This window comes from Rhodococcus baikonurensis (assembly GCF_040489275.1).
Lineage (GTDB): Bacteria > Actinomycetota > Actinomycetes > Mycobacteriales > Mycobacteriaceae > Rhodococcus_F > Rhodococcus_F baikonurensis.
In genome coordinates, this window is the sequence record NZ_JBEUOQ010000023.1 from 43167 (window position 1) to 60617 (window position 17451).

The following is a 17451-nucleotide window of genomic DNA, read 5'->3' on the forward strand; positions in this document are numbered from 1 at the left end:
GAAATGCCTTTCGTCAGATGAAGGTCAGAACGACAACAGGGCGGCAGCGATACCGGACGCACCGGATGCCATGACCGAAACGATCAGGATCACGACAATCGTTTGGGCGGAATCTGTTTCGTGTGGTGACTGTGAGCGGGTGTATGCCAGCCGTCCTGCCGCCCAGATCATCGAGATGGTGAAGATCGCGAACGCGAACCACAGCAGGTAGCGCAGCAGGGTCATGATCGGGTCGGTGACTTCCGGCGGGGGCGTCTTGAAGGCCAGAGCCGTCTGTGCGGCCGCCAGTGTGAGGTTCACCATGGGGAAACCCCGCTAGCTGCGGAGACTCCCGCGGTGACACTCAGGACACCAGCGCCGGCCAGTGCACACCACTGCGCCCGATCCGAGCGAGAGCACGGGGTGTACCCCCGAAACCTCTCCCATCCTGTGACCGCAGCCCCGCCGACCGTCGCGACAACCGCGACGATCATGACCAACCACAATGCCCACTGCGCCGCGCTCACTGGATCGGACCCACGAACAGGAACGTGAGCAGCGCGATCACGACAACGACGATCCCGGCGACTGCCAGCAGAAAGCCCCTGTCCAGCACGCGCATACCCGTGGCCGTCGGCCGACCGTTCGCGTAGTCGTCAGCCGCCTTCGCATGGCCCTGGGTGCAGAGACGATTGCCGTACAAGGCGAGCGTGCCGCCTCCGAGTCCGACCAGGAGCATGATCACGCTGGCAATCACGACAACACGACCGTGTTCATGATCGTTCCTGCGCTGGTGGCGATCACACCGCCGATGAGTGCGCCGACGACGATCTTCGGGGATTCGAGCTGGCCGCCGGAGTACTTTTCCCAGCCGAACTTTCCGCCGGCATAGACGAGTGCGCACACCCCGGCGAGGACGACGCCCCACAGCAGCCACCGACCGAGTCGGAGGAATCCTTCGGACTTCGGAGGCGCTTCGGGAGTGAGGTCGATCTGAGCGAGAATGTCGATGCCGGTCTGGAGCGTGTGAATGACCATGTGGTGGGCAACCTTTCAACTTTGTTGGGTTTTGATGCGGGCGATGATGGATTCGCGTAAGGCCTTGCCGAGTTCGGCGATGTCCGCCGGAACGTCGTCGGGGCCACGTTTGCGTTCCGGTTCCGGATCGAACGGTGACCACACCTGCAACGAGGTCGGGTCACGTACCAGCGGATACTGTTCGATCCACCCGACCCGCCACTGCGCCGCTGTGAGCGAGGTGACGAGGTCGAGAGTCTGTTGAATCGGCTTGGGCACCTTGCGCCCTGGCCGATCGGCGACGGTGATCAAACCGACGACCTGGCTGGGTCCGCCTTTGCCCGCCGCGTGCTGACGCAGCAGCTCGTGAGCGCGCACGAGACCGGACACCGTCTCGCGGGCGACGACGGCAACGAACGGACTCTGCCCGCCGTGACCGCCGGGCCACCGGCGACCACATTCAGCGGCCGGCGCGAGAACCTGCGCCAGAGTCGAAGTTCCGGCTCCGCCGTGAGCGCCGAGCAGCCACACCATCGGCTTCGGCGCACCAGGCGGCAGCGGGATCGGTTCGTCCCAGATCGGGGCCACCGCATCAGGAAGACGGACCGACGCATCGGTGAGGTCGACTCGGTGTCCCGTTTCGGCGGACAAGCGTTGCGCGCCCATCAGCGATCACTCCGGCTGTCCGCTGCGCGCACACTCACACTGCGGATCTGCTCGTACGCGGCAGCGGTGTCGGGTGCGAGGTCGGTCGCCGAAATCGTCAACCCCGACGCAAGGTGCTGGTCGTACGGGATTTCCTCGACCGCGAAGACCTTGCCGGTCAGGTGGTCGCGGAGCTGCGAGACATCGGCAGCAGCAGGGCCTGCGGTCTGGTGCGAGATGACCACGATCGTGCGATCGAGTGCCTTCTCTCCGGCGGTGAGCCGGATCGTCTCGAGGACGGCTCGCATCCGGTTGAATGCGTCGGCGCGGCACGGGACCGCGACAACGATCGTCGACCACGGTTCTCCCCGGAGCGACTGCGCACTCTCGCGGCCGAACGCTCGGTGCCCCAGGTCGTAGACCGTGGTGTCGACCTGGGCGCGGACGTACCGATCGACCTGCCGGAAGTCGGGTTCGATGGTTTCGAGCCAGTGGCGGCCGAGGACGTGGGCGCCGGCCGAGGTTGCCGAGGTGGACGCGCTGAACGACTCGTCAGCGTGCAGCGTCTCGGAGGATCCGAACATCGTCTCGATCGAGGTTTCCGAGACGGTCGAATCCGCTCCGCGCTCGACCAGGTCGCCGCCGCCGACCGTGGCATCGACGACAGCACTTGTCGCACCGATGGTCGACCACGCGTTCGCGAGACCGATCGCCGTGGTGGTGCTCCCCGCTCCCCCGCACGCACCGACGACCAACGTCATCGGCGGGACGGGATCGAGAACCTGGGCAGCGGCGGTGGATGTTTTGGTCGCAGAACTCTTCGGTTGGGGAGCGACGAGCGGAAACACCTGGGCTACCGGTGTTTCCACGACCTCCGGTTCCTCACCGAGCCAGCCGAGCCAATCCTGAGAGTTGTCGTTGTCGGTCACGATGCTTTTCCAATCGAGGTGATGAGCGTGCGGCCACCGACATCGGTGACCTTGACGATCTGACGGCCACTGACGCGGGAGCCGTCCAGATAGCGCTGCTCGAGGGTGACGGCGAAGGTGTTCGGTTCGGTTGCGCGGATCTCGACGCAGTGCTCGGTACCAGCGGGAACCGTGTCGATACCGGCTTGCAGTTCTTCGGCGGTTGCCGACTTCACCTGCGCATCGGAGACAAGCAGTGCGCGGGCCTTGGCCCCGTTGCGTTCGACGTAGTAGGCGTGATCGAACGCGAGAATGGCATCGGGACCCGAACCGGTTCCGCCGGGGCCGGACCCGCGAACGACTCCGGCCTCCGTCGACGGCGAGCACCACGACTGCGGAGCCACCGAGCTCGGAGTCTGCGAGGTGGTTGCCGTGCTGGTTGTTGCGGGAGCGATCTCCGCGACGTTCATCGGTGCGTCGTCGTCACCGCTGCCGAGCGCAGAAGCGGCGATCGCACCCCCGCCGATCACAAGGACTGCGACCGCTGCGACCGCGCCGATGACCGCAGCGCGGCCACGCAGGCGCTGCGAGGGTGAAGCCGAAGTAGCAGCCAGGGGCGGCGGTTCGGCCGCTGCCTGGTCCTGCGTGTACTGCATCGCTTCCCGCAGCCACGCCGCGCCGCTGTCGTCGACAGGGACGTCGTTGGAGTCAGCAGCAGCGGCTACAGACGGCACGTGAACGGAATCTGGTTCCGGAGCGGCTGGAGATGAGTCGTCGTCGGACGCGAGGTCCACGACCGGAAGCGGTTCTACCGGCGCAGAGGTCTGCGCTCTCCCGTCCGCCGCAGGCGTGAACGGTGGGAACCACTGGTCGAGAACGGGATTGGAAGACTTGGGATCGTCATTGTTGTTATTTGTCACCATCGAGTCCTTTCTCCGGAGGTCCTGGTGCGGGGTACGAACACCCCGCACCAGAACGCCCGATCAGTTCGCCGCAGCAGTCGGCGTAGCGACCGCCGTGGTCGAAGTGATCGAGGTGGAGGTGCTGGTCGGACGGGGACTCGTCGTCGTTGTCGCCGAAGAAGACGAGGACGGGCGAGTCGCGACCGCCGTGGACGTGGCCTTCGTAGTGGAAGAAGGCGATCCACCTGCACGATCTGCCAGGTCCTTCGCCAACGCGACGAACCAATCGGTGACGAACGCCGTCGCCGATGTCCCGGTCGCCGTGGCCGGCACCGAGCCGTAACCTCCGTGGGCGGCCACCGTGGACGAATACTTCGTCAGCGTCGCAAGGTTGAGCAGATCCTTGTTGTCACTGACGTTGTCCTTGACCGCCGCGAACGCCTGCGTCGTCAACCGAGACGTGGTGGCCGGGGGAATCAGCTTCGTTGCCGCTCCGACCAATTTGGTGCCCAGAAGAGCAACCGCGCCAGCGGGATTGGCCAGCCCGACCGTCGCCAACTCCGCGATGTTCGCTGGGGTCAGAACTTCCTTCGCGACAGTCTTGACCGCGTTGAAGCCGATCGTGCCGACCTTCATGATCGCCTTGATCGCATCATCGGTGGACGGCAACGGAGTCCGAGGATCGGAGGCCACCGCAAGACGCTCGGACAGCGACTTCTTCGGCGCGATCGACAGATTCGCCAACGTCGTACCCGAGATGTCCTCGTTGACCACGGTCACCGCAGTCTTGATCGACGTCATCGCCAGAGCGTCACCGACCGAGGCCAACGACCGAATCGGATCACCCGAGGACAGTTCCGACTGACCGGCAATGTTGGTCACCACCCGCAGGATCGGAGAATCCGGCGGAGCATCGCACGCGAGGTCACCGGACTGGCAGAAGCTCGCCACCCGTCCGGTCAGCGAGCCGTAGTTCTCCGCCACGTCCGCGACCGGCCCGATACCGCCACCAGCAGGAGGGACCTGATCGAGAGCGGACACCTTGGACACCTCAGCGCCGTCTGTTCCCGGAGCAGGCTTCGGGGACGTCTGACCGGGCGAGCCAGGAAACAGCGGTGCACCGGCAGCGCGGGTCGGGTCACCGAACGTGGCGACACCGACAACCTTGTCCGCAGCGATCACGCCCGAGCCCTTGCCGACTTCTTCGGCGAACAGTGAAACCACATGTGCGCCTTGGCTGTAACCGGCCAGGGTGAACTTCGTGTCCGGGCACGTAGCCGCGACCTCCGAAGCCATGTCCCGCAGATTCTGCAAGCCGCCCTCGACGGACTGTGAATACGGCACGTTGCCGCCGGGGACAGCGCCGCCGAACCCGGCCTCGTATGGCACGTACGCGCGGCCGGCCAATTCCTTGTCGCCGTCGACCGCCTTCGCGATCATCGGCATGAACACCTGCGACAACATGCCGGTGTCCGTCGTCGGCGCTGCATCCGGAGCGGACTGCCCAGTTCCCTGCACTCCGAGGCTGAACAGTGCGGGGCACTCCCCCTTCACCAGATCGGTACCGGACGCGGGAGCTGCGTTGGCCAGCGGAGCAAACGAAAGGACCACGGCGGTAGCGCTGACCAGCGACAGGCCCACTACCGCCGACCTGGCACCGGGACCAGCAGTAGAGCTGGTCCCGGTGCCAGTCGAACGAGAACGAGTGAACATCACATCAGATCCCTTGATCGAAGTTCAGAGCAGACAGCGCGCCCACCCCGGATGGACGGTTCACGCCGGGATACCGGCACCGATGGCGTCGGCGATCATCCCCAGCGGAAGGCCGGGCACAGCGGTGTTGGCCTGGAAATCGGTTACAGCCTGGTCGAATGCTGCGACCGCACCTTCGCCGCCGGGCAGCGAGGTCACCGCGTCGCGGATCTGCTGATCGACGACAGGTGCAGCAGCAGCGGTGTTGCGGACTGTGTCAGCGGCCGCGGTACCGACAGGCGGGTTAGCGGACCACTGATCGAGTGTGGTTTCGGTCTGCTCGGTGATGGAGGGCTGGTCGATGTCCGGGATTTCGAAATCGATCGGCTGACCCAAATCGCCTGCACCATAAGCAGATGCGGCAAGAGCGCCACCGGCGCCGCCGACGACCGCGCCGCCGATAGCGGCAGGTACGCCGAGTACAGCTGCACCGATGCCCGCACCCGTTGCCGTGCCGACGACCCCAGCCGGAACGGCGCCGATGGGAGTCACGATCGGAGCGAATAACGTCAGCGCCGAAGTCCCGCCGATGGTTCCGCCGATCAATGCGCCGACGGTGGCGGCCGGGACAGCGGCAGCGGTTGCACCTGCGAGCGCACCGGCAGCGGCGCCGCCGACCTGAGCTGCTGCGAGACGTTCGGCTTCGTCGGCCTCGAGGCCGGTCGAGCGCCAGAAGTCCGTCACCTGAGCTTCGATGACAGCGGTCTGACCGTTGGTCTTGTCCGCGGTGTCCTTGGCGATCCAGTTGGGTCGATCAGCGAGGTAGCGGCCGAAACGGATCTTGTCTTCCGGAGCCTGAATCGGTGCCGTGAACGTCTCGAGCTGCGTCGGGAGGTGAATCGACGTGTAGTCGATCGGCGCAACGTAGTTGTCGCTGGTGTTGGTCGGCGGTGTGTATTCGTTGGTGTTGTAGTCCCAGTTCGGGAGCGGCTGCGCAGGCTGCTGGTATTCGACGGGAGTCGGAACCCATGTCTGCACAGGAGCGGGTTCGGGCGTCGAAGGAGCAGGTGTGGTCACTCCCGGCTGGCTCGGCACCGGAACCTCACTGGTTACGCCAGGCTGATCGCCCGGAGCAGCCACAGCAAAACCAGCCCCTCCGAACGTTGCCACCACCACAGCGGCAAACGAAACCGTAGCGACCGCAGTAGTGGACGGGGCGCGATGACGACCGCCCGAACGTGGCTTCTGGAAATGCTTCATGAGTGCCCTTTCAAACTTGTTGTGGTTCAACAATTGACCGGAATGGTGGACGTGCACGGCCGCACAAAAAGCGAGAGCTACGCGGCCTGTGATCCCGACGCAACAGCGTCGGGAAGTTCGATGGAGCGTGAAAAATGCGCCATGACAACGGATCCCGTGGGAATCAATGAATGTCCGACCGGGCAGAGTCGGGCGCCGACCACGAGGGCGGGTACACATGTGTGCCCCATGGCCCGGCCGGCGCACGGCACAGGTTCGATAACGCGATATGAGGAGACGACGAAGTACTCAGCCGTGCTCGCGTGCTCGCGTTTGCCAGCAGGAACTATCCCGTGGCGATCATTTTCAACGGAAAGCCTTGCGGGATTTTCCATAGTTGCCTCCGGCTGGTTGCGGATTCAACGACACCGCATAAGCTCGAAAGCCTGCGGTCCGGACGCCCTGATGCGAATGGTGTCGCAGGCAGAAGAGAGCCCCAGGGACGGGACCGGTCGCCAAACAGGAGTCCGTCCCTGGGGTCTTTCGCGGTTGCGTATGTGTGGCACGCGATTCGGCATAACCTTGCGCCAGCAACCACCGCAGTCGCATCTATAGCCAGGCGAATTGGCTTGCCTGCGACTGAGCTTTGTCGAGATGCGCAGAGTAGGTGCGTCGATGAATTCGTCTGCATCTCGGCCCTTTCCCCCTTCTCGCCACGCATCTTCGTACTTTATGATCTGATTCTAAAACAGGATGTTACCACCGATGTCCATTGCAGGACACTGGGACGGCATAGATTGGGGTCAGGCAAAGTGATGGCTCATGTGCGGGTGCGAGGAATGAGCCGACGAATCTTGAGGGGGTTTTCGCCCGCTTCGTTGGAAGCTGCACGTAAGGCGAAAAAGCTCACCAGGGGGGAGCTCGGGAGACTTGCAGAAGTAAGCCCCGCTGCTGTGTTGAGTTGGGAAGTGGGCAAGGCTTCCCCGCAGGTCGACTATCTTGCTCGGGTCGTCAATGTTCTCGGTATCACCATGGATGACGTAGTGCTCATCCCGCGAAATGAGAGATATTTGGGAGACCTCAGGGTCTTTCGGGGTCTGACGCAGCCTCAGTTGGCCAAGAAGATTGGAATGTCCACGACCGCTCTGGCTACCGTCGAGCGAGGGCATTCTCGACTGAGGGAAGATGTCGCCGAAAAATTGTCCCAGGGACTCGACGCCACGGTGGACGAGGTTAAGGCTGCATATGAGCGAACCCGTACCCGGCCTCCCCATACGTCGCCGTGAGTTCAACTCCATCCTCGCCTCCCCTGTGTGGCCGCCCGCAAGTAACTCAAACGATCAGTTTTGATCGACTACGCAATCAGAAGTAAACAGCTTCGGGCGATTGTCTGCAACATCCCACGCGCTTCTGCTATGTGACTTTGGTCCGATTCGCGGCGCTGCGGAGTTGAACCATCAGCTCGCCACAGGCCCTCGCCTGGCAGACTTCGATGGCATGAGTGCAATGGACGACCCTCAACAGCCGACCGTCACCTGTGGAACCAGAGTCCGTAGCCAGCACGAGTCCCACCAACGTGCCGGCCGACTTGCCGCCGCGATCAAGGCGCGAGGAATACAGCCAGGGGAACGTGTAGCTCTCGTAATGCGGAATGACATCGAGTTTCTCGAGGTTTCGCTCGCGGTGGCCAGCTGCGGCGGAAATCCGGTTCCAGTCAATTGGCACTGGACTGGCTCAGAGATCTGTCATCTCCTCGGCGACAGCGGCGCGCGACTGGTAATCGCGCACACCGAGTTCATCAGTAGCGTCGAAGATGCTGTTTCTCAGTTGCAGAACCCCGTCGACATCATCGAAGTAGCTATGCCTGGTGAACTGCTCGCAGAGTTGGGAGTGAGCAGTGAACTGGCGCGCCCTAGCGGCAAATACGTCACGCTCGAGGAGTTGCTCAGAGAAACCGAAACGCCATTACCTCATCAAGAGGGTGCCATCGTCGACTCCATGGGAATGGTCTACACCTCCGGAACAACAGGACTACCCAAAGGGGTACTGCGAGAACGGATGTCCCCGCATCAACTTCTGTCGATCGCAGGCGGAACAGCGACAAGAATGGGCCTTACGCCCGGCGGACAGATGTTGGTCGCAGGTCCGATGTACCACACCAGCCCGAACGCGCTTGCTGTACTTGCGTTGCGGATGGGCACGAACATCACGATCATGCCCAGGTTCGATGCCGAACGCTTCCTTCAGCTCATCCAAGAGCACCGGATCGAGCAAGCCAAAATTGTCCCCACCATGCTCTCTCGCTTGCTCTCACTGCCTGCTGAGACCCAATCTCGGTACGACGTCAGCAGCCTGACACATTTGATTCACTCGGCCGCGCCGTGCCCGCCCGAGGTGAAGCGCCGTTCGATCGAATGGTTCGGCAATGCTCTCATCGAGTTTTACGGGTGCTCCGAAGCCGGCACAATTACCTGGATTAACGCAGAGGAATGGGCTCAACATCCAGGTAGCGTTGGCCGGCCGGTTGACGGGGCTGAGGTTCGAATTGTGTCTAGTGATGGCGTCGTGTTGCCTGCGGGCGAAGTTGGCGAGGTGTATGTGAAGGGAGCCGACTACTGGCCCAAGTTCTCGTACATCAACCATGACGCCGCCGACCGCAGTCCACTCCCCGGGTTCGTCACGGTTGGAGACCAAGGCTATGTCGATTCTGATGGTTTCCTGTATCTGACTGGTAGGACCAGCGAGGTCATCATTTCCGGAGGAGTCAACATCTATCCGGCCGAGGTCGAAAACGCAATCATGAAGCTCACGACTGCCGAAGACGTCGCAGTGTTCGGAGTTCCAGGCGGAGAGTTCGGTGAGTCCGTCGCCGCTCATGTCATCGCGAGGCCAGGAAGCAAACTGACCATCGAAGGTATTCGACAAGCGCTCAGCACAGAATTGGCGAAGTACAAGATCCCCACAACACTTGAGATCGTCGATTCACTACCTCGCGAAGATTCGGGCAAGATTTTCAAATCTCGACTTATTGCTCAGTATCTCTAGGGGATCGGTGCCTCGCGTCGTCGATCATTCGCCGCCACCCGTAGCGGAGCAGAAGATTCACCTGCTTCGCTACGCGGCGCACGGTGAAGACCGAGAGACCGCTGACGACGAAGAAGCACGCGGTCAAGGCAAGGGCCACGCTCACCGGCGATTCGATGTTGATCCGGTCGTAACCCACTAGGTGTGCGCCGACACCAATCAGCTTCCATGCTCCCCATGCGACGCTGACTCCGCAGCCAATAACCGTCAGAGACCTGCCGAAGTCATCGGTATGTTTCCAGGTCAGATAGCCAAGGAGTCCGAAAGGAACGACCATCCAAAGCACGAATACGAGTTCGTAGACCATGACCGCAGGGTCTGATCCGTATTCGTTGAGGAAATCCGTAGTCGGGGCATATCCGCCAGACAAAGCCACCCGCAGGATGAATGTGCTGGCCACGGCCGCGATCGCCAGTACCGCGAAATCGCGTTTTATTGCTGGCTTAGACCAATCCACCTCATTGGTGCGGTACGCATGGATCGTCGCCGTCATCAACGTCAGCAGCGCCCAGCCGCCCATCACGGTGAACGTAGCTCCCCAGATACGGTCCTCGGTTTCCAACGGGGTTCGGGTTCCGATCGGCAGCAGCGGCGCGTAGGTGCGCAGCGCAAGTGCGTAAAAAATGAACCCAACTCCAAGCAGTGACCGCTCTCGGCGTTGGAGGATCAAACCCCTCAAGAGAAGGACAATGCCGGCGGCAAACAAAGCATAGGAAGCCCAGGAGGCGATCACACGCGGCCTGTCATCGCGGCCGCGAGTCAAACGCAGAGGTCAACAAGTGGGTTGGAGCCGGCAGCCTGCCCGCCGGGCGCAGCGATCGGGTTGCTGCCAAACCGACCTTCCACGCAAAGACTTCGCACTCCAGTTCCCGAAATACCCCAGCCAGCCGCGCAATCGGGGTGAGATCCTCCCGATGCTTCGTGCATCGATGGCCTTTGATCAGGTGCCACACTTCGTGTGCGAGAACGTACAGCTGGTGATCTTCGGGACTCTCGTCCGGCCCGCTTACGAAAGCCGCCCCGCCCCCACCGGTCAGCTCTTCGAGTGCCACGCCCGACAGGCGACTCCCTGCGGGCAGTCCACTTAGTCGATGAACGGGACGGCCGAGCTCGTGCGAAACATTCTTCAGAAAGGTCTCGATGCTGAATGGTGTTCGCACAGTCACCCGGACGTATGAATCCATGCGCCGGCGGGATTGCGCGCTCATGAATCCTGCGCTTCATCGCGTTTGAGGAGATCGTTCGCCTCCCGCACCAAGCGAGCGAGCTGGAGACGGTCCGCCTCTGTGAGCTTCTTCCCTCTCAACCCTGCAATCTGCATTCCGCTCTCGGCTAGCGCTCGATCAAGTTCGTCGGCTGGCGGCGTCGGCTCGCCCGAGAAGTAGTCCAGATTCTTGTCGAAGTATCGACCGATCGCTTCCAAGACAGGGACGTCGACTTTCCTCACACGTCCCGTGCGGATGCGGTAGATGTACTGCCGATCGATCGGGCGTCCCACGGCTCTGCTCACATAGTCAGCGACCAAGGCGTTCGCCACCTTGTTTCCGCGTGGCCAACGGTCAGTGAACAGTTCTTCGACACGAGTGGCCAGCGGAGTCGCGCTTCGTCCCATGAGCAACATTTTCTCACGCCCCGTCATCTCAGCCAGAGGATCTGCGGTCTGTTTTAGAGTCAGGCCTTACTATAGTCAAGCCGTGAAGATTTTTTGGACCAGGAATCGGCGCGCCTCCGCAGAGTGCCAACGTTACAGGTCCAGAATTAGCGGAACCGCGGACAGGGAGGAAGCCATGCCGAGCAAGGGGACTCACAACAAGGTCGGACGCCCGAGCCTTGGAGAACGTAAGCGGCTTGGTCGGGTGCCTGACGAGCTGTACGAGCTCTTGGAGATCGAACGGAAAAAAGCCGGCGTCTCTTCAGTGAGCCAGTACGTTTCCGACTTGCTCTGCCTCCGCGCTGATCGCCCTGATCTTGTCCGCGAACTGAATCCGAATCAGGAGGTGCTGCCGCTCACAGCTGCGTAGTCGCCACTACAACATCTGAATAGCTAGAGCGCAGTAGTACATCTACATACGACAAAACCCTGGCTCTCATGCCGGAGAAACCAGGGTCCGTCCTTGTAGATAGCGAGTTCGCCGCTCGCGACTACTGCATCCCCGAAGGGACTTACCGTGCTAGGTACGTCTCAGGGTACATCGCGCCCTGATGAAGATTCAACAACTCAGTTTTCGCGAGTCGCACTGTTTGATGCGGCCGCGACCGTACAACGTCCGTATTGCGGTAGCAGCCCTACGCGGCGCCGCTACGGAACAGCTCGTACTCCTCGCAGAATGAGGGGCCATCTGTACGGGCACCAGTGCCATTCGCTGACCCCTGCGTACCTCAACGCGCTAGGGGGCCGCGAAGCAGCGTGCCGCCGCTACTGCCAAGTTCGCCTTGAACTTGACGAGGGCGCGCACGCAGGTCTTGCTTACTGGCAGGGGCAGCAGCACTGGGTCGAGGTTTGTGTCCGAACGGCGTACACCGCGGAATACAACACCATCCGCCCGCAGCTCGTCGCCAACACCGGTGGAGGCATCAGCCTCAAAACACTCCTGAACGTCGCAGCTGCAATGGCCGGCGCCGCCGACTTCAAAACCGGACGCAACAGCCGCCTCACCATTGCGACCCTCGTCGAACGCACCGGCCTTGGCGAACGCACCATCCAACGCGCCCGCGAGACCCTCAAACTGTTGCGTGTGGCCACCGAAGTACTCCGCGGCCGACTACGCCGCAGAGGCGAACGGTTCGGCTCCCATCGCTTCCAAGACCGAGGCCGCGGCTGGGCATCTGTCTGGGCATTGCATCCACGCAAGCCTGTGGATAACACCCGCATCGTCGTCGACGGATCTATACAGATGGCACCCCACCCCCGCAGGGGTCAGTTTTGTATCCCTTCCTCTCGTAGAGAGGTTCTAACTACTAAACGATCTGTGGATAAACGAGCCGCTCCGCGGCGCAAGGAGTCCAAGGCGGACGTCGAGAAGGCCGAAGCCATCAGGAAGGGCTTGTTGCTCGCATCCAAATGGCTCGGAAACCCGCGAACTCCCGCTTGGGCGCGCCAGCACACCCCCCGAGGATGGGCACCCGCACTGACCGACCCAGCTGCACACGGTTGGACGGCCGCGGATCTCAACGACACGATCGACGCCTGGAGCAAGGCCACACGGATGGCACCAAACCCGAAGCACCCCATCGCGTTCATGCGCTGGCTCATGAAGCAGCAGGATCTCGCCTTCGCCCCGCACGTTCTCGCTCAAATCGCCGCTGACCAGGAAAAAGCCGAACGGGAACGACAGGCAGCAGAGTTCGAGGCGGAACGCACACGCTACGCATCAGCCGCGGCCGAGGACTCCCCCGGCCGCCAAGCGGCACGTTTCGTCGCCCGCCGAGCCACCGACAGCGCCCGCATCCGAAAGACCCAAGCATCCGCGCGCGAGAATGAAAACTCGCCCGTGTGGATCACCCATCTCTCAGATCGGGGTAAGCGATGAACGGAAAACGCCCGTCCGCAAAGCCGCCCGTCAAACGCCGGCCGCTCTCCCCCTGCCAGACCGTCCCCCAGATCCACGAACGGTTGCGCACCGGCGCAAAGACGATCGTCATCGACCACCGCAACGACGAACCCCTAGAACTCACCGACGCCGAGCTGCCCGACGGCATCACGATCCGCATCGTCGGCGTCTCACGGGTCATCATCACCCGCCTGACGCCCGAAACGAAGCGCAGTGCCCAGATCGTGGCCACCGACGCCGCACGATCCCAAATCTTCGGGCACGCAACTCTCTTCGCCTACGGGAACGCCCATACCGACGCATTCGACACCACACGCGTTCGCGCCACCAACCGCGCCACAAGCAACCTTGTCGACGACTCCTTCGGCGACGTCGGAGAAGACACCGCCACCTATGCCTACGACAACGCGACCGTGCACTCCCACGACCAAGCCGCAGTGCACGCAACAGACCGGGTTTCACTCGTTCACCAAAGCTCGACGCCGGCCGAGGTCGAACACGGAGTGACAGTCTTCGGTCCAGCACGAAACAACATCCGACTCCGGGCGAAGGAAACGTGAGCCGAATGATTGTTCATTTTGCATCTGGCGCCGTGCGTCCGGAGCAATGAGATGGCTCTGCGGAAGGACGCAAAGCCTGGCTGGTGGCGCATGCAAAACTGGCAAACGCGATCCGAAGTTGAGGACCCAAGCCCGGCGAGCAACCGCAATAGCCTTCCCCTCCCCTATCCACTTTGAAGGTAGAGCGGGACATGCACCCACCGTGCGGCGCCACGGCTCGGCTTCGCAACCTGCAATTTTGCGTGATGACGGCGGCCCGAAACGGAAGTAGCGCCACCCCGAGCGCAAAATGTCAGCATTACTGCCAATAGCAGCAAATCGTGTTTGAGTGAGGGTTGGGCCCCACGAGGCCCGTAATGGCAGGAATGACAGTGATACCAGTATTCCTGCTTTCGGCGGCTCGCCTGGTGGATTTTGCCGGCAACGAGGACCCTGTCTGGCTCTAATGCTGGTAATGCTGCTATTAGCAACATGCACGTCAGTGAGGTTTTCGTGACATTTTGCGAACGTGCCAGTAATGCCAGCAATACTGGCATTGGGTCCATTCCGCCGCAGCCATATTTGAGATTTCCAACGGCTAGCAGTAATGCTGGCATTACTGCTATTGCTTGCATTACTGGTTATCGCGTGGAATGCTGTCAATACCGTCAAACGCGCCAATGCTGTCGAAGGAGAGCAATGCAGACCGACTTTCGCGAAACACGTAAAAGGGTGATCGCCGTCATCAACGGCAAGGGCGGCGTCTTGAAGACGACCCTGACAGCCAACGTCGGCGGAGAATTGGCAGCCTCTGGTCAGAAGGTTCTGCTCGTCGACCTCGACCCTCAGGGAAACCTTGCCGAAGACCTCGGGTACACCAGTGAAACCGGTGATGATCAGGGGAGATCGCTTGCCAGCGCAATCGCATTCGGCGGCGACGCAAAACCCATCGAAAATGTCCGTGCAAATCTCGACGTCCTTCCCGGGGGAGTGCACCTCGAACAAGCGACAGCCGCTCTAACCGCTATGGCGTCCAAAGATCCAGATGGAGCAAAGCTCGCCCTTGCAAGGGTCCTTGCTCCAATGGCGGCCACCTACGACATGGTCCTCATCGACTGCCCGCCCGGCGACGAAACCTTGCAGACAGCAGCGTTAGCGGCCGCAAAATGGGCATTCGTGCCCGTCAAATCCGATGCATCCAGCCGAAAAGGAATGGCAGCCGTGGCGCACCGTATCGACGCCGTCGCTGCTATCAACCCCGACCTGGATCTACTGGGCGTCGTTCTCGTAGCCGTGGGTACATCAGCGAAAACCGTGCTCAAACAAGCAAGGTCTGCGATTGCAGAGGCGTTCGGCAACGACGACGTCGTTTTCACGGCCACCGTTCGTCACTCCGAGGCCACCGCCCAGGCAACACGAGAGCGGGGCATGCTCGCAGCCGAACTCGATGCAGTCGTCCGAAGCGGTCCGAAATGGTACGACGTCATCAAAGGCAACGCCGAGCCTCAGGCTCTCGCGCCGAAATCGTCCAAATCCGTTGCAGACGACCTCTTTGCAGTTGCGCAAGAAGTTGTCACCCGCGTTGCAACAGCGGAAAGAGAGGAAGCACGGGTATGAATGACCGGCCCGACCGAAAGCTCACGGCGCTACCTCCGCGGAACGTGACTGGTGACCTGTCTCGAATGCAGAGATCCAACCGCACTCCCGCGCCGGTCGCCCCGCTTCCACAGCCCACACCGTCAGTGGTGGAAAAGCCTAAGCCCAAACGTATTACGGTTTACGTCGACCAAGAGGTATTCAGTCGCGCCCGAGGTGCTTACCGAAACACAAGCCACCTCGAGGACGACAAATCCTGGTCGCAATTCGTCGAGAAAGCGCTGGCGGCAGAGGCGGAACGCCGGGAGACAGTGCACAACAGTGGCAACCAATACGAAGCAGAAACCGGCGCACTTCCCAGCGGCCGCCCAATCTCAGACGACTGACCTACACAACGAAGGAGCCCCGCCGGATGCAACCGGCGAGGCTCCAGACCGGGAAACCACTTGAAGGAAGAAACCCGATCATGACCGACTTTAGCCTCAGGGCTGCCCGTATTCAGCTAGGCGCATTGCTCGCCGCACTCGCACTCGCAATCGTCATCGCACTCGGCATCACCACCGGCGCATTCATACTCTCCTTCGCCGTGCAACGAGACCTCGCCCGGCAAGCACTTATCCCGGAAAATCTGACCTGGATTTTCCCCGCGATCGTCGACAGCGCAATCCTCGGCTCCACCATCGCCATCGTCATCATCAGCAAGCTCAAGATGAACCGACGTGACAGAGGCTTCTACATCGCCCTCGCAGTCAGCGTCGTCGTGATCAGCATCCTGGGCAACGCGTACCACGCCTATCACGCAGCAATCGCTGCACAGGAGTCAATCGATGGTGGGGGAGACCTCGGGTTCATTCCACTAGCGCCGGCCATCGCAGCGGCCATAGCGATCATTCCGCCGGCCCTGGTCCTGGCATTCACACACGGCATCACGATCCTGGTGAAGGCAGTCGGAATGGCATACGCCGCCTACCGTGCGATCGTCGAAAACGTCACCGACAGTGAGCATGCAAAGAGCATTGCGACTGATCTGACCGTGAGCCGGGAACCTTTCCGCGACTCCACCTCTCGCGGAGAGACCGATCCCAATGTTGCAGAGCTGGTCGAAGCGGAACGAAACGAGGACACGACAAACACGGTGACACAGATCGACCGGGGAGACGATCTTGCGGACTTTGCAGAACCGTTTTTCGCCGACGCAATGATGGCTGAACGTCACGACGACTTCGACCCTCAAGAAACCGCGACAGAGGCACTGAACCGTCAAGACACCGAAGAGGCCCAAGCCGCCGACGGCGACACCGCAATGGACGACCTCATGGCGTTCATCGCCACCTCGAATCTCAAGAAGGACGTGAAGGACACCGCAGTCCGCAAGCTCACGAACCCGAACCTCACATGGGAGACCATCGCGATGGAATCGAAACCGCCCGTCGCAATCTCGACAGCGTGGCGCCGGTACGAGAAGTTCGATATCGCAGCCCGGGAAGCAGGATTCACGAGCCCGCCACTGCCCGACCTCCGGTCCTCAGAGAACACCACCGACCGCGAACTCGCAGCAGCGCACTGACACCGGCGAGGCCCAGCGCCTCAGCAGCCCCACCCTCAAAAACAACAGAGGTCCTGGCAGTGCAGCAACACCACCAGGACCAAGCCACAGAAAGCACCTGTGACCATGAGCAATACTATTCGGCCCCACATCGGCCGCCCCACCGGCAGCACCGCACGCACCACACAAGCCCGAGCAGTGCGAACACGAGAAGCGATCGTCTCAGTAGCCGCACAACACTTCGACACCGACGGATACGGCGCCAGTAGCATCAATGCCATCCTCGCTACCGGAGCATTCACCAAGGGCGCCATCTACTTCCACTTCCCGTCCAAGGAAGCCATCGCAGGGAGCCTCATCGCTGATTGGAACCGAACCGTCAACGAATCCATCAGCGAAGCAACAGCCACCGGCCCGAGCACCACAGCGGGGGAGAAGCTGACAGCGATCTTCACGTCCCTCGCACATCAAATCGCCGAGAACACCAACCTGCGCGCCGGGATGAAACTCACCCTCGAACCCACCATCGACAACGGCGCAGCCTTCGCTTACTGGGTCGATGCCATCAGCGACATCATCGAAACAGCCCTCACCGAAGGTGAACTCACTGACACCCCCACCACACACCGACTCGCATGGAACCTCTGCGCCGGCACCATTGTCGACGGCCATCGTAAGCTCCCCACTGGCGGCCATTTATGGCGCATTTTGTGGCCATGGTTTCTCCCCGCGTACGGCCAGATAGTTCCCCAC

Annotated in this window: 18 protein-coding genes; 8 read left to right on the plus strand and 10 right to left on the minus strand. The window is 61.7% G+C overall.

All coding sequences use genetic code 11. The features are described 5' to 3' along the window. Positions 1-24: 24 nt before the first annotated feature. The 8 genes from ABWI03_RS30885 to ABWI03_RS30920 form a co-directional block, all read right to left on the minus strand. Positions 25-303 (minus strand): hypothetical protein, encoded by a 279-nt coding sequence (locus ABWI03_RS30885; protein ID WP_019749784.1) that lies wholly within the window; start codon positions 301-303, stop codon positions 25-27. Positions 304-502: 199 nt separating this feature from the next. Then, positions 503-736: a hypothetical protein gene (locus ABWI03_RS30890; RefSeq protein WP_142006908.1), complete on the minus strand. Its 234-nt coding sequence runs from the start codon at positions 734-736 to the stop codon at positions 503-505. Then, positions 733-1017: a hypothetical protein gene (locus tag ABWI03_RS30895; RefSeq protein WP_019749787.1), complete on the minus strand. Its 285-nt coding sequence runs from the start codon at positions 1015-1017 to the stop codon at positions 733-735. The genes ABWI03_RS30890 and ABWI03_RS30895 overlap by 4 nt, the downstream gene beginning before the upstream one ends. 15 nt (positions 1018-1032) lie before the next feature. Beyond that, positions 1033-1662, minus strand: a complete 630-nt coding sequence (locus ABWI03_RS30900) for a DUF6668 family protein (protein ID WP_231783613.1) — start codon at positions 1660-1662, stop codon at positions 1033-1035. Then, positions 1662-2570 carry a hypothetical protein gene (locus ABWI03_RS30905; protein WP_138874165.1) on the minus strand — a complete coding sequence of 303 codons (909 nt, stop codon included), beginning with the start codon at positions 2568-2570 and terminating at the stop codon, positions 1662-1664. The genes ABWI03_RS30900 and ABWI03_RS30905 overlap by 1 nt, the downstream gene beginning before the upstream one ends. Further along, positions 2567-3472 carry a DUF8176 domain-containing protein gene (locus tag ABWI03_RS30910; RefSeq protein ID WP_311052737.1) on the minus strand — a complete coding sequence of 302 codons (906 nt, stop codon included), beginning with the start codon at positions 3470-3472 and terminating at the stop codon, positions 2567-2569. Before ABWI03_RS30910 ends, ABWI03_RS30905 begins: the two co-directional genes overlap by 4 nt. A 60-nt stretch (positions 3473-3532) precedes the next feature. Further along, complete coding sequence (locus ABWI03_RS30915; protein WP_138874167.1) at positions 3533-5164, minus strand: cutinase family protein; 1632 nt, start codon at positions 5162-5164, stop codon at positions 3533-3535. A gap of 60 nt (positions 5165-5224) precedes the next feature. Then, positions 5225-6403 carry an insoluble domain protein gene (locus ABWI03_RS30920; protein ID WP_311052741.1) on the minus strand — a complete coding sequence of 393 codons (1179 nt, stop codon included), beginning with the start codon at positions 6401-6403 and terminating at the stop codon, positions 5225-5227. A gap of 818 nt (positions 6404-7221) precedes the next feature. Between ABWI03_RS30920 and ABWI03_RS30925 the strand changes: the two genes are divergently transcribed. Both ABWI03_RS30925 and ABWI03_RS30930 read left to right on the plus strand, forming a co-directional pair. Continuing rightward, complete coding sequence (locus ABWI03_RS30925; protein WP_138874170.1) at positions 7222-7668, plus strand: helix-turn-helix transcriptional regulator; 447 nt, start codon at positions 7222-7224, stop codon at positions 7666-7668. A gap of 211 nt (positions 7669-7879) precedes the next feature. Then, the gene (locus ABWI03_RS30930; RefSeq protein WP_260684598.1) at positions 7880-9427 is read left to right on the plus strand and encodes an AMP-binding protein; all 1548 of its coding nucleotides are present in this window, start codon (positions 7880-7882) and stop codon (positions 9425-9427) included. Here the strand turns inward: ABWI03_RS30930 and ABWI03_RS30935 are convergent. Next, a complete protein-coding gene (locus tag ABWI03_RS30935; protein WP_144298320.1) occupies positions 9408-10199 on the minus strand; it encodes a hypothetical protein in 792 nt (263 codons plus the stop codon). The genes ABWI03_RS30930 and ABWI03_RS30935 overlap by 20 nt on opposite strands. Positions 10200-10670: 471 nt before the next feature. Continuing rightward, positions 10671-11078 (minus strand): hypothetical protein, encoded by a 408-nt coding sequence (locus tag ABWI03_RS30940; protein WP_311052746.1) that lies wholly within the window; start codon positions 11076-11078, stop codon positions 10671-10673. A gap of 715 nt (positions 11079-11793) precedes the next feature. Between ABWI03_RS30940 and ABWI03_RS30945 the strand changes: the two genes are divergently transcribed. The 6 genes from ABWI03_RS30945 to ABWI03_RS30970 all read left to right on the plus strand — a co-directional run. Then, a complete protein-coding gene (locus ABWI03_RS30945) occupies positions 11794-12996 on the plus strand; it encodes a replication protein (RefSeq protein ID WP_311052747.1) in 1203 nt (400 codons plus the stop codon). Continuing rightward, on the plus strand, positions 12993-13577 hold the full coding sequence (locus tag ABWI03_RS30950) for a hypothetical protein (RefSeq protein ID WP_311052748.1): 585 nt from the start codon (positions 12993-12995) through the stop codon (positions 13575-13577). The genes ABWI03_RS30945 and ABWI03_RS30950 overlap by 4 nt, the downstream gene beginning before the upstream one ends. Positions 13578-14255: 678 nt before the next feature. Then, on the plus strand, positions 14256-15173 hold the full coding sequence (locus tag ABWI03_RS30955) for a ParA family protein (protein WP_083197736.1): 918 nt from the start codon (positions 14256-14258) through the stop codon (positions 15171-15173). 65 nt (positions 15174-15238) lie between these two features. Further along, positions 15239-15538, plus strand: coding sequence for a ParB family protein (locus ABWI03_RS30960; RefSeq protein WP_353802335.1), 300 nt, complete (start codon positions 15239-15241; stop codon positions 15536-15538). Between the two features lie 80 nt (positions 15539-15618). Next, positions 15619-16719: a DUF2637 domain-containing protein gene (locus tag ABWI03_RS30965; RefSeq protein ID WP_311052749.1), complete on the plus strand. Its 1101-nt coding sequence runs from the start codon at positions 15619-15621 to the stop codon at positions 16717-16719. A 105-nt stretch (positions 16720-16824) separates the two neighbouring features. Continuing rightward, the coding region (locus tag ABWI03_RS30970; protein ID WP_353799025.1) for a TetR family transcriptional regulator at positions 16825-17451 on the plus strand (627 nt) is incomplete at its 3' end.

What these genes read in the sequence shown, in the direction of transcription:
- ABWI03_RS30885 (WP_019749784.1), bottom strand. Translation starts at nt 303, where the DNA reads ATGGTGAACCTCACACTGGCGGCCGCACAGACGGCTCTGGCCTTCAAG.
- ABWI03_RS30895 (WP_019749787.1), bottom strand. Translation starts at nt 1,017, where the DNA reads ATGGTCATTCACACGCTCCAGACCGGCATCGACATTCTCGCTCAGATC.
- ABWI03_RS30900 (WP_231783613.1), bottom strand. Translation starts at nt 1,662, where the DNA reads ATGGGCGCGCAACGCTTGTCCGCCGAAACGGGACACCGAGTCGACCTC.
- ABWI03_RS30910 (WP_311052737.1), bottom strand. Translation starts at nt 3,472, where the DNA reads ATGGTGACAAATAACAACAATGACGATCCCAAGTCTTCCAATCCCGTT.
- ABWI03_RS30915 (WP_138874167.1), bottom strand. Translation starts at nt 5,164, where the DNA reads ATGTTCACTCGTTCTCGTTCGACTGGCACCGGGACCAGCTCTACTGCT.
- ABWI03_RS30920 (WP_311052741.1), bottom strand. Translation starts at nt 6,403, where the DNA reads ATGAAGCATTTCCAGAAGCCACGTTCGGGCGGTCGTCATCGCGCCCCG.
- ABWI03_RS30925 (WP_138874170.1), top strand. Translation starts at nt 7,222, where the DNA reads ATGAGCCGACGAATCTTGAGGGGGTTTTCGCCCGCTTCGTTGGAAGCT.
- ABWI03_RS30930 (WP_260684598.1), top strand. Translation starts at nt 7,880, where the DNA reads ATGAGTGCAATGGACGACCCTCAACAGCCGACCGTCACCTGTGGAACC.
- ABWI03_RS30940 (WP_311052746.1), bottom strand. Translation starts at nt 11,078, where the DNA reads ATGGGACGAAGCGCGACTCCGCTGGCCACTCGTGTCGAAGAACTGTTC.
- ABWI03_RS30945 (WP_311052747.1), top strand. Translation starts at nt 11,794, where the DNA reads ATGAGGGGCCATCTGTACGGGCACCAGTGCCATTCGCTGACCCCTGCG.
- ABWI03_RS30950 (WP_311052748.1), top strand. Translation starts at nt 12,993, where the DNA reads ATGAACGGAAAACGCCCGTCCGCAAAGCCGCCCGTCAAACGCCGGCCG.
- ABWI03_RS30955 (WP_083197736.1), top strand. Translation starts at nt 14,256, where the DNA reads ATGCAGACCGACTTTCGCGAAACACGTAAAAGGGTGATCGCCGTCATC.
- ABWI03_RS30960 (WP_353802335.1), top strand. Translation starts at nt 15,239, where the DNA reads ATGCAGAGATCCAACCGCACTCCCGCGCCGGTCGCCCCGCTTCCACAG.
- ABWI03_RS30965 (WP_311052749.1), top strand. Translation starts at nt 15,619, where the DNA reads ATGACCGACTTTAGCCTCAGGGCTGCCCGTATTCAGCTAGGCGCATTG.